General features: G+C 69.3%; 15 protein-coding genes. 6 read left to right on the top strand and 9 right to left on the bottom strand.

From position 1 onward, the window contains the following. Positions 1-133 precede the first annotated feature (133 nt). The 5 genes from E6R62_RS01275 (at position 134) to E6R62_RS01295 (ending at position 4,385) form a co-directional block, all read left to right on the top strand. Positions 134-1,120, top strand: a complete 987-nt coding sequence (locus tag E6R62_RS01275) for an ABC transporter ATP-binding protein (RefSeq protein ID WP_240801420.1) — start codon at positions 134-136, stop codon at positions 1,118-1,120. Further along, positions 1,110-1,997 carry an ABC transporter permease subunit gene (locus tag E6R62_RS01280; protein WP_136210436.1) on the top strand — a complete coding sequence of 296 codons (888 nt, stop codon included), beginning with the start codon at positions 1,110-1,112 and terminating at the stop codon, positions 1,995-1,997. Before E6R62_RS01275 ends, E6R62_RS01280 begins: the two co-directional genes overlap by 11 nt. Beyond that, positions 1,994-2,905 carry an ABC transporter ATP-binding protein gene (locus tag E6R62_RS01285; protein WP_136210438.1) on the top strand — a complete coding sequence of 304 codons (912 nt, stop codon included), beginning with the start codon at positions 1,994-1,996 and terminating at the stop codon, positions 2,903-2,905. Before E6R62_RS01280 ends, E6R62_RS01285 begins: the two co-directional genes overlap by 4 nt. A 13-nt stretch (positions 2,906-2,918) precedes the next feature. After that, positions 2,919-3,638 carry an ABC transporter permease gene (locus E6R62_RS01290; protein WP_136210440.1) on the top strand — a complete coding sequence of 240 codons (720 nt, stop codon included), beginning with the start codon at positions 2,919-2,921 and terminating at the stop codon, positions 3,636-3,638. An 81-nt stretch (positions 3,639-3,719) separates the two neighbouring features. Continuing rightward, a complete protein-coding gene (locus E6R62_RS01295) occupies positions 3,720-4,385 on the top strand; it encodes a rhomboid-like protein (RefSeq protein ID WP_136210442.1) in 666 nt (221 codons plus the stop codon). A gap of 160 nt (positions 4,386-4,545) precedes the next feature. On the opposite strand, the gene E6R62_RS01300 is transcribed toward E6R62_RS01295, so the two are convergent. The 9 genes from E6R62_RS01300 to E6R62_RS01340 all read right to left on the bottom strand — a co-directional run bounded on the left by E6R62_RS01300 (position 4,546) and on the right by E6R62_RS01340 (position 14,373). Then, on the bottom strand, positions 4,546-5,358 hold the full coding sequence (locus E6R62_RS01300; protein WP_136210444.1) for an HAD family hydrolase: 813 nt from the start codon (positions 5,356-5,358) through the stop codon (positions 4,546-4,548). Continuing rightward, positions 5,355-6,632, bottom strand: coding sequence for a serine--tRNA ligase (gene serS / locus E6R62_RS01305; protein WP_136210446.1), 1,278 nt, complete (start codon positions 6,630-6,632; stop codon positions 5,355-5,357). The genes E6R62_RS01300 and serS overlap by 4 nt, the downstream gene beginning before the upstream one ends. A gap of 535 nt (positions 6,633-7,167) precedes the next feature. Then, positions 7,168-8,103: a prephenate dehydratase gene (pheA, locus tag E6R62_RS01310; RefSeq protein ID WP_136210448.1), complete on the bottom strand. Its 936-nt coding sequence runs from the start codon at positions 8,101-8,103 to the stop codon at positions 7,168-7,170. A gap of 42 nt (positions 8,104-8,145) precedes the next feature. Beyond that, positions 8,146-9,432, bottom strand: coding sequence for an iron uptake transporter deferrochelatase/peroxidase subunit (gene efeB / locus E6R62_RS01315; RefSeq protein ID WP_136210450.1), 1,287 nt, complete (start codon positions 9,430-9,432; stop codon positions 8,146-8,148). Positions 9,433-9,437: 5 nt separating this feature from the next. After that, the gene (locus E6R62_RS01320) at positions 9,438-11,537 is read right to left on the bottom strand and encodes a copper resistance CopC/CopD family protein (protein WP_136210452.1); all 2,100 of its coding nucleotides are present in this window, start codon (positions 11,535-11,537) and stop codon (positions 9,438-9,440) included. Positions 11,538-11,559: 22 nt separating this feature from the next. Continuing rightward, positions 11,560-12,045, bottom strand: coding sequence for a copper chaperone PCu(A)C (locus tag E6R62_RS01325; RefSeq protein WP_136210454.1), 486 nt, complete (start codon positions 12,043-12,045; stop codon positions 11,560-11,562). After that, positions 12,042-12,695, bottom strand: a complete 654-nt coding sequence (locus tag E6R62_RS01330) for an SCO family protein (protein WP_136210456.1) — start codon at positions 12,693-12,695, stop codon at positions 12,042-12,044. The genes E6R62_RS01325 and E6R62_RS01330 overlap by 4 nt, the downstream gene beginning before the upstream one ends. Positions 12,696-12,760: 65 nt before the next feature. Continuing rightward, the gene (locus E6R62_RS01335; RefSeq protein WP_136210458.1) at positions 12,761-13,474 is read right to left on the bottom strand and encodes a YcnI family protein; all 714 of its coding nucleotides are present in this window, start codon (positions 13,472-13,474) and stop codon (positions 12,761-12,763) included. A 107-nt stretch (positions 13,475-13,581) separates the two neighbouring features. Beyond that, positions 13,582-14,373 (bottom strand): hypothetical protein, encoded by a 792-nt coding sequence (locus E6R62_RS01340; protein ID WP_136210460.1) that lies wholly within the window; start codon positions 14,371-14,373, stop codon positions 13,582-13,584. Between the two features lie 273 nt (positions 14,374-14,646). Between E6R62_RS01340 and E6R62_RS01345 the strand changes: the two genes are divergently transcribed. Then, positions 14,647-15,129 (top strand): ATP-binding protein, encoded by a 483-nt coding sequence (locus E6R62_RS01345; protein WP_136210462.1) that lies wholly within the window; start codon positions 14,647-14,649, stop codon positions 15,127-15,129. Positions 15,130-15,147: the final 18 nt, after the last annotated feature.

Here is a 15,147-nt window from a genome sequence, read left to right on the forward strand (position 1 = left end):
CCGGCCGCGCGTGGGGCCCGCACGGGGCTTCGGCCCGTAAGCCTTGGGTCAGGGTCCGTAGTCCTCAAGGCGGAGACGCGATCCCGCTCCAGGTCTGACGATCGGGGTGCGCCGCCCCACTAACGTCGAAGCCGTGACTGTCATCGCGACCGAAAGCCTGAGCAAGCGGTACCCCCGAGTGACCGCTCTGGACCGGCTCTCCTTGGACATCGGGCCCGGCGTTACCGGCCTCGTGGGCGCCAACGGAGCCGGCAAGTCCACGCTGATCAAAATTCTGCTGGGACTGTCCCCCGCCACCGAGGGCCGCGCCGCCGTACTCGGACTGGACGTCGCCACGCACGGCAGCGCCATCCGCGAACGCGTCGGCTACATGCCCGAACACGACTGCCTTCCGCCCGACGTCTCGGCCACCGAGTTCGTGGTGCACATGGCGCGCATGTCGGGGTTGCCGCCGACCGCGGCCCGCGAGCGGACCGCCGATACCCTGCGCCACGTAGGTCTCTACGAGGAGCGCTACCGCCCCATCGGCGGCTACTCCACGGGCATGAAGCAACGGGTCAAGCTCGCCCAAGCCCTCGTCCACGACCCACAGCTGGTCCTCTTGGACGAGCCCACCAACGGGCTCGACCCCGTCGGCCGCGACGAGATGCTCAACCTGATCCGCCGTGTCCACACGGACTTCGGCATCTCGGTCCTCGTCACCTCCCACCTCCTCGGGGAACTGGAGCGGACCTGCGACCACGTCGTCGTGGTCGACGGCGGCAAGCTGCTGCGCTCCAGCTCCACCAGCGACTTCACGCAGAACACCGCCACGCTGGCCGTGGAGGTCACCGACTCCGATGCCCACCCCGACGGCAGCGCCGCCCTGCGCAAGGCGCTCGCCGAGGCCGGCCTGACCCTGCACGCGGCCGACGAGCAGGGCCTGCCGGGAGCGGGCCACATCCTCCTCGTCGAGGCGACGGGCGAGGAGACGTACGACCAGGTCCGCGACACCGTCGCCGACCTCGGTATCGGCCTGGTCCGCATGGAGCAGCGCCGCCACCACATCGCGGAGGTCTTCCGCGACAACGGCCAGAGTGACACCCCCCAGCGGAAGGGAGCCGGTTCCGATGGCGCCTGACACCTCGACCCGGATCCACAACATCGGCTACCGGTCCTACGACGGCCCCCGGCTCGGCCGCGCCTACGCCCGCAAGTCGCTGTTCTCGCAGTCCTTGCGCGGCGCCTACGGGCTCGGCCGTTCGGCCAAGTCCAAGGTGCTGCCGATGATCCTCTTCGCGGTGATGTGCGTTCCCGCGCTGATCATCGTGGCGGTCGCCATCGCGGTCCCCGGCTCCACCGATCTTCCGGTCAAGTACACGACCTATGCCCTGACCACGCAGGTGGTGATCGGTCTCTACCTCGCCTCCCAGGCGCCGCAGTCGGTCAGCCGCGACCTGCGCTTCAAGACGGTGCCGCTCTACTTCTCGCGGCCCATCGAGCGCGTCGACTACGTGGTGGCCAAGTACGCCGCCATGGCCTCCGCGCTGTTCATCCTCACCGCAACCCCACTGTTGATCATGTACATCGGCTCGCTGCTGGCGAAGTTCGACTTCGGGGACCAGACCAAGGGATTCGGGCAGGGACTGGTGTCCGTACTTCTGCTGTCGTTGCTGTTCGCCGGGATCGGCCTGGTCATGGCCGCCCTGACCCCGCGTCGCGGGTTCGGTGTCGCCGCGATCATCGCCGTGCTGCTCATCCCCTACGGCGCGGTGACCGCTGTTCAGGGCATCGCCTGGAACACCGGCTCCGCCGGCGCCATCGAGTGGATGGGCCTGTTCTCCCCGATCACCCTGATCGACGGCTTCCAGACCGCCTTCCTCGGCGCCACCTCGGCCTTCCCGGGTGGCGAGGGCCCCACCGCCGGCGCCGGAGCCGTCTACCTGCTCGTCATCCTCGCCCTCATCGCCGGCTCCTACGCCGCCCTGATGGCCCGCTACCGGAAGGCCGGGCTGTGACCATCATCGACATCGACCACACCTCCCGCTGGTTCGGGAACGTCGTCGCCGTCAACGACGTGACCATGCGCATCGGGCCGGGGGTCACCGGACTGCTCGGCCCCAACGGCGCCGGCAAGTCCACGCTGATCAACATGATGGGCGGCTTCCTCGCGCCCTCCACGGGCACCGTCACCCTCGACGGCGCGCCGATCTGGCGCAACGAGCAGGTCTACAAGCAGGTCGGCGTCGTGCCCGAGCGCGAGGCCATGTACGACTTCCTCACCGGACGCGAGTTCGTCGTCGCCAACGCCGAACTCCACGGGCTCGACGACGCGGCCGCCCGGCGCGCGCTCGCCACCGTCGAGATGGAGTACGCCCAGGACCGCAAGATCTCCACCTACTCCAAGGGCATGCGCCAACGCGTGAAGATGGCCTCCGCCCTCGTCCACGAGCCTTCCGTGCTGCTCCTCGACGAGCCGTTCAACGGGATGGACCCGCGTCAGCGCATGCAGTTGATGGAACTCCTGCGGCGCATGGGAGACGAAGGCCGCACGGTGCTGTTCTCCTCCCACATCCTGGAGGAGGTCGAGCAGCTCGCCTCGCACATCGAGGTGGTGGTCGCGGGTCGGCACGCCGCCTCAGGCGACTTCCGCAAGATCCGTCGCCTGATGACGGACCGCCCGCACCGCTACCTCATCCGTTCCTCCGACGACCGGGCGCTCGCCGCGGCCCTCATCGCCGATCCGTCCACCGCCGGCATCGAGGTCGACCTCAAGGAAGGCGCCCTGCGCATCCAGGCCGTCGACTTCGGCCGTTTCACCGAACTGCTGCCGCGGGTCGCCCGCGCGCACGGTATCCGGCTGCTCACGGTCTCCCCTTCCGACGAGTCCCTCGAGTCGGTCTTCTCCTACCTCGTCACGGCCTGAGGAGCTGGCTTCCATGTACAACCCCACTGTTGCCCGGCTCACCTATCGGGCGCTGCTCGGCAGGCGGCGCGCGCTGATCCTCTTCGCGCTGCCCGCGTTGCTGATCCTCATCTCCGTCGCCGTCCGCGCCCTCACCGGCGTGGACGACAAGGTCGCGGCCGACCTGCTCGGCGGCTTCGCCCTCGCGACGATGGTGCCGCTGATCGGCGTCATCGCCGGAACCGGGGCCATCGGTCCCGAGATCGACGACGGCTCGATCGTCTACCTGCTCTCCAAGCCGGTGAAGCGACCGACGATCATCATGACCAAGCTGATCGTCGCGATCGCCGTCACCATGGCGTTCTCGGCGATCCCCACACTGATCGCCGGCTTCATCCTCAACGGCAACGGTCAGCAGATCGCCGTCGCATACACCGTCGCCGCCCTGGTCGCCTCGATCGCCTACAGCGCGCTGTTCCTGCTCCTGGGCACGGTCAGCCGCCACGCGGTCGTCTTCGGCCTGGTCTACGCGCTGATCTGGGAGTCGCTCTTCGGCAGCCTCGTTTCGGGCGCGAAGACGCTGAGCGTGCAGCAGTGGTCCCTGGCCCTTGCGGAGAAGATCGCGGGGGCAGGGTACGTCGACGCCACCGTGGCCCTGCCGACCGCCGCCGTCCTGCTCGTCGTGGTCACCGTGGGAGCCACCGTCTACGCGGGCCAGAAGCTGCGCAGGCTGACCTTGGCCGGTGAGGAGTAGCCCTCGCCCCGCACCAGCCACCTGTGCCCCGCCCGGCCCACCGGCCAGGCGGGGCACGAACATGCCGGGCATCATCGGGGCATGACGCCCCACCCCGAGGCCGAACCGTCCAGGCCCGTATGGTCCTGGATACGTTCCGCGCCCGGTACGCACATCTGGCTGTTGATCATCGCCATCACCAGCGTCATCGTCGTGATCGCGCCCGACCGCCTGGACCACGTCCTGCTCCACCGCAACAGCAGCAATATCCACGAACTCACACGGCACCCCGTGCGCGCCCTGATCTCCAGTGCCTTCTGGATTGAGAACCCCGCCTCGCTCGCCCAGTACGCCGTGCTCTTCGAGATCTTCCACGCTTCCGTCGAGCGGTGGCTGGGCACGTTGCGCTGGCTGGTGATCGTGGCGACCGCCCACATCACCGCCACCCTGATCAGCCAGAACGTGGTGCTCATGGCCATCCAGGCCCACCGGGCGCCCCGCAGCATGGTCCATGTCGTCGACATCGGCGTGAGTTACGGACTCGCGGCGGCCGCCGGGGTTCTCACCTACCGGCTCCCCGGTCCGTGGAGATGGTTCTACCTCGCCGGGACCGTCGCCTTCTTCGGCATCCCGCTGGTCACGGGCGGAACCTTCACCGATCTCGGGCACGCCATCTCACTCGCCGTCGGCCTTCTCGCCTGGCCCTTGACACGCCATCCGCAAGGGGTCGCGCAACGGCCCGTCATGCATGTTTCACGTGAAACATGACCCTGGCCCCTGGGGAAAAATCACTGGTAAGCGGCATGAGGGCGGGGCAGAGTGAGGCATGCGGGGAGTAACAAAAGGTCCGGAACAGCCACTTCGAGCGCGTCTTCGGACGCGGGCCGTTCCGGACCTTCCCGGTTCACGAGGGGCCGAGGGAGCGCCGTCAGGCAGCGCCCAGCAGACGTTCCAGGACCACGGCGATCCCGTCCTCCTGGTGGGACGTCGTCACCTCATCGGCAACGGCCTTCAGCTCCGGATGGGCGTTGGCCATCGCGACCCCGTGGGCCGCCCAAGCGAACATCGGGATGTCGTTGGGCATGTCCCCGAAGGCGATGGTCTCCGCTGCCTTCACGCCCAGCCGACGCGCGGCGAGCGAGAGGCCGGTGGCCTTGGTCAGCCCGAGGGGCAGGATCTCCACTATCCCGGGACCGGCCATCACGACATCCACCAGGCTGCCCACGACTTCCCTGGCGACCCTCACCAAAGTGTCGTCGTCCTTCGCGGGGTGCTGGATGTACAGCTTGTTCAGCGGAGCGCTCCACACCGCGGAGGTGTCCTCCAGATAGAGGGCCGGCAGGCCCTCCTGCACCCGGTAGCCGGGGCCGAACAGCACGTCGCCGTCCACTCCGTCCCGGCTGGCCGCGAGGGCCAAGGGGCCTACCTCGGCTTCGAGCTTGGAGAGGGCCAGCCCTGCCAGCTGACGGTCCAGCGTCACCGACGTGAGCAGGCGGTGCGCGCCGGCGTCGTACACCTGAGCGCCCTGCCCGCAGACGGCGATCCCCGTGTAGCCGAGATCGTCCAATACGTTCCGCGTCCAGGGCACGGCCCGGCCGGTGACGATGATGTGCGCCGCGCCCGCCGCGGTGACCGCGGCGAGCGCTTCACGGGTGCGTTCCGAGACGGTGTCGTCGCCGCGGAGCAGAGTGCCGTCGAGGTCCGTCGCGACGAGCTTGTACGGGAACGGGACCGGGCTCACTTGGAGATCGGCTCCAAGACCTCACGACCGCCCAGGTACGGACGGAGCACCGGAGGCACCCGCACGGAGCCGTCGGCCTGCTGGTGGTTCTCCAGGATGGCCACGATCGTGCGCGGGACGGCGCACAGGGTGCCGTTGAGCGTGGAGAGGGGCTGGGTCTTCTTGCCGTCGCGGTAGCGGATCGACAGCCGGCGGGCCTGGAAACCGTCACAGTTCGAGGCGGAGGTCAGCTCGCGGTACTTGCCCTGGGTCGGGATCCAGGCCTCGCAGTCGAACTTGCGGGACGCCGACGCGCCCAGGTCACCGGTGGCGACGTCGATCACCTGGAAGGGGAGTTCCAGGCCGGTCAGCCACTGCTTCTCCCATTCCAGGAGCCGCTTGTGCTCGGCCTCGGCCTCCTCCGGCGCGACGTAGGAGAACATCTCGACCTTGTCGAACTGGTGGACGCGGAAGATGCCGCGGGTGTCCTTGCCGTACGTTCCGGCCTCGCGGCGGAAGCACGGCGAGAAGCCGGCATAGCGCAGCGGCAACTTGTCCGCGTCGATGATCTCGTCCATGTGGTACGCGGCGAGCGGTACCTCGGAGGTGCCGACAAGGTAGTAGTCGTCCTTCTCCAAGTGGTAGACGTTCTCAGCGGCCTGACCGAGGAAGCCCGTGCCTTCCATGGCGCGCGGGCGGACCAGCGCGGGGGTCAGCATCGGGACGAAACCGGCTTCGCCGGCCTGCGCGATCGCCGCGTTGACCAGGGCCAGCTCCAGCAGGGCGCCGACGCCGGTGAGGTAGTAGAAGCGGGAGCCCGAAACCTTCGCGCCACGCTCGACGTCGATGGCGCCGAGCGACTCGCCGAGTTCGAGGTGGTCCTTGGGCTCGAAGCCCTCGGCTGCGAAGTCGCGGATCGTGCCGTGCGTTTCCAGAACGGTGAAGTCCTCTTCGCCGCCGACCGGCACATCGCTGTGGACGATGTTGCCGAGCTGGAGGAGGAGCTGCTTGGCCGCCTCGTCCGCCTCGTTCTGCTCGGCCTCGGCCGACTTGACGTCCGCCTTGAGCTGTTCGGCCTTCTTCAGCAGCTCGGCCCGTTCCTCCGGGGAGGCCTTGGGGATCAGCTTGCCGAGCGACTTCTGCTCATTGCGCAGTTCGTCGAAGCGCATGCCGGAGGACCTGCGGCGCTCATCGGCGGAGAGCAGCGCGTCGACGAGGCCGACGTCCTCTCCACGGGCGCGCTGCGAGGCGCGGACACGGTCGGGGTCTTCACGGAGCAGCCGGAGGTCAATCACCCCTCCAGGCTACCGGGCCGGGGTTCCGAGGATCACATCGATATCACGTTGCGTGTCACTATGCCCCAATTGAGGGGAATGTAAAATGGTCGTTCCTCTGCCCGGCGTACGTCTCCCGGACCGCTTCCGAGGCGCTCGCAAAAGCGGCCCCATTCCTCGAACCGCTGTCGCCGACTCGGGCGAGAGTCGAGCCTGAACAGGGTGGAGGGCGTTCCTTGTCCACAGGAATTCCGTGCGGGGCGGTCTTATCCACAGGCTGTGTGCCCGATCTGTGGACACGGAAATAGATCATTCCCGACCGGTTGGCTCTCCCCGGGAATCAGGGTTCAAACCGCCCTCACACACTCATTCGGGTGGGAATGCCTCGCCCCAAAGAGTTGATCGGTGATACGGAGGTGACGCCGTTCACCTGACGCTCCCTTGCGTGAAACCCGAGAGCCCCGGCCGATATGTCGACCTTGTCGCGCTGCTCTGTCGACTTGTCCCCAGGCCCGCCTCTCGACCTGTGGATAACTCTGTGGACAGTGGGGGACCGCTACGGACGGCCGTCGAGACAGCGGGCCAACCAGTCGGAGGCATCCGTGAAGTCGCCGTCAGAGGTGCCCGGCCGCGCCGCGCGTACGTCACTCACCGCAACACCGGCACGCGGGTAGGAACCCAGGAAGCGGACCTGGGGACAAGTGCGCTTGAGCCCCATCAGCGCCTCGCTGACCCGACGGTCCGAGATGTGCCCCTCGGCGTCCACCGCGAAGCAGTAGTTGCCGATGCCCGCACCCGTCGGCCGGGACTGGATGAGCATCAGGTTGACCCCCCGTACGGCGAACTCCTGGAGGAGTTCCAACAGCGCACCCGGGTGATCGTCCCCCAACCACAGCACGACCGAGGTCTTGTCCGCACCGGTCGGAGCGGCCGGCCGGGCAGGGCGGCCGACGAGCACGAAGCGGGTCTCGGCGTTCTCCGCGTCGTGGATCTCGGTGACCAGCGGCTTGAGCCCGTACGTGGCGGCGGCGAACTCACCGGCGAAAGCAGCGTCGAAACGGCCTTCCTGGACCAGCCGGGCGCCGTCGGCGTTGGAGGCGGCCGACTCCCACACCGCGTCGGGCAGGTGCGCGCGCAACCAGTTGCGGACCTGTGGCTGCGCCACCGGGTGCCCGGTCACGGTCTTGACGTCCGAAAGCTTGGTCCCGGGCCGGGCGAGCAGCGCGAACGCGATGGGCAGCAGCACCTCGCGGTAGATCATCAGCGGTTCGCCGGACGCCAATTCGTCCAGAGTGGCGGTCACCCCGCCCTCCACCGAATTCTCGATCGGAACCAGCGCGGCGGCGGCTTCGCCGTTGCGCACCGCGTCCAGGGCGGCCGGAACCGACACCATCGGGACGAGCTCCCTGGTGGCGGCTTCCGGCAGCGTGCGCAGGGCGGCTTCGGTGAAGGTGCCCTCGGGACCGAGATAGGTGAAGCGGGTGGCCGACATGCGATCAGCCTAATGCCGGGGCGGTCGCGCCCGACGGGATGTTCACCCTTCGAGCAGCCGCTGTCCGACGTACTCCCCGGGCCGCGGGCCGGGCGGGACGGCGTACAGCCCGCTCGATTCGTGCCGGATGAACTCGGACAACGCGTCACCCCGGTCGAGTTTGCGCTGGACGGGCACGAAGCCGCGTAGCGGATCGGCCTGCCAGCAGATGAACAGCAGCCCGGCGTCGGGGGAGCCGTCCGGGGCGATGCCGTCGTGGAAGGAGAAGGGCCGTCGGAGCATGGCGGCTCCGCCGTTCTGCTCCGGGGCCGAGATCCGTGCGTGCGCGTTCGACGGGATCACCGGCTTGCCGTCGGCGCCGAGTTTCGCGAGATCCATCTTGGTGGTCTCGCTTCCGCCGGTCAGTGGGGCACCCGTGGCCTTCGTACGGCCGATGACCTGCTCCTGCTGGGCGAGGGACTGCTTGTCCCAGTCGTCGAGCAGCATCCGGATGCGGCGTACGACGGCATATGAGCCTCCGGCCATCCACGCGTGTTCGGCCGGGCCGGGGCCGGCCGCCGGTACGAAGATCCGCTTGTCGAAGTCGGGGTCCGCCTGCTTCGGGTTTCCGGTGCCGTCCACCTGGCCCATCAGATTCCGGGCGGTCATGGGGGCGCCGGTGGCCCCGGGAGACCTGTTGAAACCGTTCATCTGCCAGCGGACCCGAGCGGCTTCCCCGGCGTCCCTCTGGAGGGCGCGCAGTGCGTGGAAGGCGACGAGGCCGTCGTTCGCGCCGATCTGGACCCAGAGGTCACCATTGCTGCGCTGCGGGTCGAGTCGGTCCGAGGAGAAATCGGGAAGTGGGTCGAGGGCTGAGGGGCGGCGCGAGGCGAGCCCGGTGCGCTCGAAGAACGAGTGGCCGAACCCGAACGTGACGGTGAGGGACGAAGGACCGGCGTCCAGGGCGATCCCGGTATCCGCGGTCGGGGCGGTATCGCCCGACATCACCCGCCGCGCGGTTTCGGACCAGCGGCGCAGGAGGGCCGCGGCTTCCGTACGCCCGGCCCCGGGCGCCAGGTCGAAGGCCACGACGTGCCCCTTGGCCTGGAGAGGGGTGGTGATACCGGCCTGGTGGTCTCCGTGGAAGGCGACCTCGGTGGCGCCGAGCGAGGCGAGCGTACCGACGCCGCCCTTCGCCGTGACCTGCGGGGATTCGGTGAACGCCGAGTGCGCCAGGGCACCGCCGGTGGCGCCGAGTGCCAGACCGGCGGCACCCGCGGCGCCCACTGTGCCCAGCAGACGACGTCGCGAGATTTCGATGTCGGGGTTGCTCTCGGTGCTGTCGCTCACGCTGGTCAGCCGATCTTCACGTTCTTCTGGACGGTCGTCTGGTCGATGTCGGACGTCCGTACGGTGATGTCGATGCGCCACTCGCCCGCGAGCGGCAGTTGCACGCCGTCCGCGCTCCAGTGTCCCGAAGCCGCGTGCTCCGGGAGGACCGGAAGCGGACCGATCTCCTTGGCCGGGAGGGTGAAGGAGATCTTCACCTCGGGGAGGTCGAGGGGTTGTCCGTCGGTGTTCTGCGCCCACAGGTGCAAGCCGTTGGCGCCGACCCGCCCCGGGGCGAGTTCCAGGCGGACGGTGCCCTTGCCCTGCGGGCCGCCGGTGTCGAAGGGCAAGGTGATCTTGACGGGGCGATTGGGTACGGCGGTGGCCGCGGACGGGCCGCGACCGGTCTCAAGTTCCGCGGTGCGCCCCGGCTCGGTGCTGGTCAGAACCGTGGTGACGGCCAGCAACGCCACCGCGACCGCCGCCTCTGCCAGGACGGTGCGGCGGAGGCCGGCGCGCCCGGGGTCCGCGTCACGCACCTGCTTGGCGCGGGCGTTGTCCTTGACCGCGCGCTGGCGGGCCAACTGCGCGGCACGTTCGGGGCTGGCGGGCGCCGTCAGCAAAGCCGCAGCCTCAGGCGCTGTCTCACCCTCCGACGCCTCGGTCCGAGGCGTTTCACGCTGCGATGTTTCACGTGAAACATCCGCCGTTTCACGACCGTCTGTTGTGCGACCCTCGCTCTCACGACCCTCTGTTTCACGTGAAACATTCGCCTGTACCGGCACCGCCGCACGGTCGGCGAGCCGGGCGGTCCAGGATCGGGAGAGATAGGCGATGCCGACGAGGACGCAGACGAGGGCGACCTTGATCAGTAGGAGCTGTCCGTAACTGGTGCCCGTCAGGGCGGACCAGCTGCCCAGCTGGCGCCAGGACTGGTAGACGCCGGTGAGGACCAGCACCAGAACGCTGATGAACGCGACCTTCGAGAAGCGCCGGACGGCCTCACGCTCCATGCCGGGGACCTTGTACAGGGCGACCAGCAGCGCGGCCAAGCCGCCGAGCCAGGTGGCTACCGCGAGCAGGTGCAAGATGTCGACCGGCATCGCGATCCCGGGCTGGACCCCTGTGGAGGCATGCTCGGACAGGGCCCAGGTGGCGGCGATACCGCCTGCCACGACGGCCCCTCCGACACCCAGCCCGAAGGCGAGGTCGCTCGTGTCCTTCCGCTCGTTCACCGCGTCGTCGCTACCGGTTGTCCCGTCGACGTCAAGCGGTTCGGTGCCCGACCCAGCCGGTTCGGCGCCCTGTTGCCGGCGCGCGTAAGCGCCGAAGAGCACCGCCACGAAGAGCGTCGCCGCCCCGAGGAGGAGCAGCCTCGACACGAGGGACGCACCGGCCTTGGTGTCGAGGGTGCCCTTGAGCGCGTCGAGATCGAAGACGTCCGCGAACTTGCCGGAGCCCGTGTACGGGCCGCGGAGCACAAGCATCACCAGGGTGGAGGCGGTCAGCAGTACCCAACCGCGCAGCACCAGCTTCTGCAGCGGTCGCTCGGCCGAGCCGCGACGCCAGCACAGCAGGATGAAGGCGGCGCCGCCGACGAGGATGGTGAAGCCGAGGTAGGCGGCGTACCGGGCGATGCCGTACGCGATACCTACGGGCCCGCCCCCCGCCTTCTGGGTGGGGAGGACGACCTGGGTGGCCGACGGCGCGCCGATGGAGAAGGTGAACGCACCCGAGACCGGGTGGCTGTCCGCGGAGACGGCCTGCCAGGCCACCGTGTAGGTGCCGTTGGGCAGGCCGGAGTGCAGCGCGGTGCCGTAACGGATGGTGGATCCGCTACACATGTTGCGCAACTCGCCGGTGTCGACCCGCTTGCCCCGGGGGTCCACCACCCGGATCGAGTCGTCGCCCATGGCGACCTCCTCCGAGAAGGAGAGGGTCACCTGGGCGGGCGCCGTGGCGACCACCGCCCCGTCCTTCGGGTCGCTCGCGGTGAGTGCGGCGTGCGCCGTGGCCGGTCCGGCCGCGGTGAACAGCGTTGCCAGCAGGGCTGCGAGGACCAGCGCGAGCCGCGGCAGGAATGCCGTGGCCCGGGCGCGGGCCGGGATGGGGGCGGTGGCCGTCATGGCGTGTCAGTTCCTCGGTCCGTCAGTGGGCGTTGGAGCTCTGCCCGGTGTACGTGCGGTCCTTCACGTCCAGCTCGATCGTGATGGGATCGGCCTTTTCGAACTTGAGCTCGACCTTGACCTTGTCGCCGACCTTCGGCTTGCTCTTGAGGCCCATGAGCATGACGTGGCTGCCGCCGCGCTCCAGGCTGAGCCGGCCGTTCGCGGGCACGTCCAGCGAGGGGACCTGCCGCATCTTCTGGTCCTTGGTCTCATGGATCTGGAGATCGTCCGACAGCGGGCTGGTCAGGCCGGTGAGCTTGTCGGGCGTCTTCGAGTCATTGTTGATGACCATGAAGGCGCCGGCCATCTTGTCGTCGACGGGCTCGGGCATGAAGGCGCCGCTGACCGTGAGCTTCGGCGTGGCGTCCGCGGTCGTGCCCTCGGACTCGGAAGAGCAGCCGGATATCGCGAGCGCCGCCGTCAGGGAGAGTGCGGCGGCCAGGGTACGGGTGGTGCGGGCGTTCACGGGTTCTCTCCCTTGACGATCTTCGGCAGGTCCTTGGTGTAGTCATCGACGGTGGTGCTCTCGCCGTAGAGGAGGTAGCCCTCGTCGGTCTTGGGCGAGAACGCGATGACCTGGGCGCCGTGCATGGAGACGACGCTGCCGTCCGCCTCCGTCTTGGCGGCCTCGATACCGATGCCGAGTGACCGGGCGGCGGTCTGGATGGTGGCGAAGTCCCCGGTCAGCCCGATGAAGGACGGGTCCTGGGCCTTGAGCCACTTGCCGAGGGATTCGGGAGTGTCCCGCTGGGGGTCGGTGGTGACGAAGACGACCTGGAGCTTGTCCTGGTCCGCCTTGGGCAGTGCCTTCCTGGCGACCGCGATGTTGCTCATGGTCAGGGGGCACACGTCGGGGCAGTTGGTGTAGCCGAAGTAGATGAGCGTGGGCCGGCCCTTGGTCTGCTCGCGCAGGTTCCACGGGTTGCCGGTCGTGTCCGTGAGGACGAGATCCGGCTTCTCGAAGGGGCGGTCGAGGACGGTCGCCGAGCCGGCCTTGGTCGTGCCGGTGATCTGGTTGACCGAACCGCCGGACTTGCTCGGCTCACCGCCACAGGCGGTGAGGGCGAGTGCGGCCGCCGCGACGAAGGCGGCGACCGTCACACGTGTGGTGCGCATGGGGTGAATCCCTGGGATCGGGGTTTCGAATGGTCTACATGACAGGGCCCGTGGGGGCCCGTGGGTCAGGAGGCTCGACGGCGGGAGGCGAAGCCGAACGCGACGCCACCGAGCCCCAGCACGATGCCGGCGATGCCGAGGGCGCGCGCGGTCGTGTCGGAGCCGGTCGCGGCCGCCTTGTCGTGACCGCCCTGCCCGCCCTTGGCGTCATCGGTCTTCGTGGCGTCGTCGTCGTGGTGGTCGTCGGCGCCCGCGGCGGCGGTCAGCTTGAGGACGGGCGCCGGGTTCTGCGGCTCCGGAGCGCCTGCCTTGGTCTCTTCGATCCAGCGCACGACCTCGTTGTTGTCGTAGGTCTGGATCGCCTTGAAGACCATCTGGTCCGCGTTGTCGGGCAGCTTGCCGATGGAGACCGGGAACTGCTGGAACTTGCCGGGCTCGATCTTGCCGCCGCTCCAGGTCACCTTGGTGACGGCTTCGTTGACCTGCTTGCCGTGCACGTTGAGCGGCTTGTCGAGCTTGCTCTTCTCGACGTTCACGGTCCAGCCGGGAATGTCCTGCGGCATGACGGAGGTGAGCGGCTGGTCGATCGGGAAGTTGACCTCGACCTGCGTGGTCGACGCGTTGTCGCGCTCGTTCGGGACCTTGAAGTTGATCACCGCGTAACCGCCCTTGGCGGCCTCTCCCGGCTGGACGCCGACGTGGGCGAAGGCCGGACCGGAGAGGACGAGGACGGCGCCGGCGGCGAGGGCGGCGGCGAAGGAGACGCGAGAGGTCTTCATGGCGGAAACACTCCAGGGAACAGTGGTGGCATGGCCCCGCACGCGGGCGCGCGCGAGGTTCACGGCACCGGTGCTCCCGTGAAGTCCCGGGGAGTGGGGGTGCCGCGTCAGGCTGCGAGGGTGAGGGGCGACGTCGGCGGGCCGCGCCTGATCACGGTGTGCTGGAGCGTTCCACGACCGGTGGGGAGTTCCGGGGATGCCGCGCCCCGGGGGGCCCGCCCGAGAGGTCCGGACGCGACCGGCAGCCCGCGGACGAGGGCTCGTACGAGGGCCAGGGCGGTACGCAGTGGACGTACCGGGTCGGCCTCGGTCGACAGCCGGGACAGCTCGACGAGCCGGAACAGTGCGGCGTCGCCGCGCCCGAGCAGCCAGCCGCCGGCGAGCGCGGCCAACAGGTGGCCGATCAGCATGGCAGGGCTGAACAGCGAGGTCTGCGGGGCGTGGACCATGTGGGCGTGCGCCATGTGCCCGTGCGCGGCCATGGCGGCCGGGTCCAACCCGGCGGCCTCCAGGATCAGCCGCGCGTCCTGCGGGCTCGGCGGTACGGAGTTGCCCCCGCAGATGAGCTGTGCGGCGAGCGCGGCGAGGGAGGAGTCCGAGGGGACGGAGTCGACCGGCGTCGCCGCGCCGTGCTGGCCGAGGCCGAACACCGCGTGCAGCGTCACCTGGCCGGCGGCGAGACCGGCGGCGATGCCGGGCAGTGAACGCCGGCGCCCCGCCAGCGGCGCGACGATCGTGAAGAGGGCGAGGAAGCCCAGTCCCAGGGCCCACCACGGCACGGTGGCGCAGGACGCCATCGCGTGCCCGACCGCGGACAACACGACGCAGACCGCGGTGAACACCGCGGCCCGTATGACCCGGAGACCCGCTCCGGCCCGCGTCGCGTGGAGGGCAGTCATGGCCGGGCCATCATCGCACTGCCTTGCGGACCGCCATACGGCAGGTCCGGAACATCCCATCCGTCCCGACGGGGACCCGAGCGGTGTTCGAGCGGTCGACTCGCGAAGGCGCCGGGCTCGACGGTGATCCCGTCGACGCGAACCTCGCTCGCGACCTCATACACCGTCGGTCGGGAGAGTCGCATCGGCCGAACGGGGATTCCGGCGGCCGAATGAGGGCTCCGGCGGCCGCCGGGGGCTTACGGGTGACCGAGGGCGGCAATAGGTAACGGTATGAGCATCTGGTGGTCTCTCCACTTGAGGCGCGAAGCCGCGAGCGTGCCGCTCGCCAGGCGACTGCTGCTCGGGACGATGGAGACCGCGGGGGTGGACCCGGACATCTGTTTCGATCTGTCGGTGGCGCTGAGCGAGGCGTGTGCGAACGCCGTCGAGCACGGCGGCCCGGTCGCCGACACCTCCCGTGTCGGAAAGCCGGACACCGCCGTCTGCGCCGAGTACCGCGTGACGGCCTATCTGGACGGCGACCACTGCCGTATCGAGGTGACCGACTCGGGTCCGGGTTTCCCGCCGTCGACGGTCTCCGGGCGCAGACCCCCGCCGGCCGGACCGTCGGAGAAGGAACACGGGCGGGGGTTGGGACTCATCGCGGAACTCTCCGACCACGTCCGCTTCCGCAACCGCCCGGGCCGGGGCGCGGTGGTCAGCTTCGACAAGGTCCTCAAATGGCGCGAGGGCGCGCTGCTCAGAGTGTCGTAGACACCGGTGGGCGGGTCC

Origin of the sequence: Streptomyces sp. A1136, from assembly GCF_004795055.1 — a bacterium.
In the GTDB taxonomy this organism is placed as follows: Bacteria; Actinomycetota; Actinomycetes; order Streptomycetales; family Streptomycetaceae; genus Streptomyces.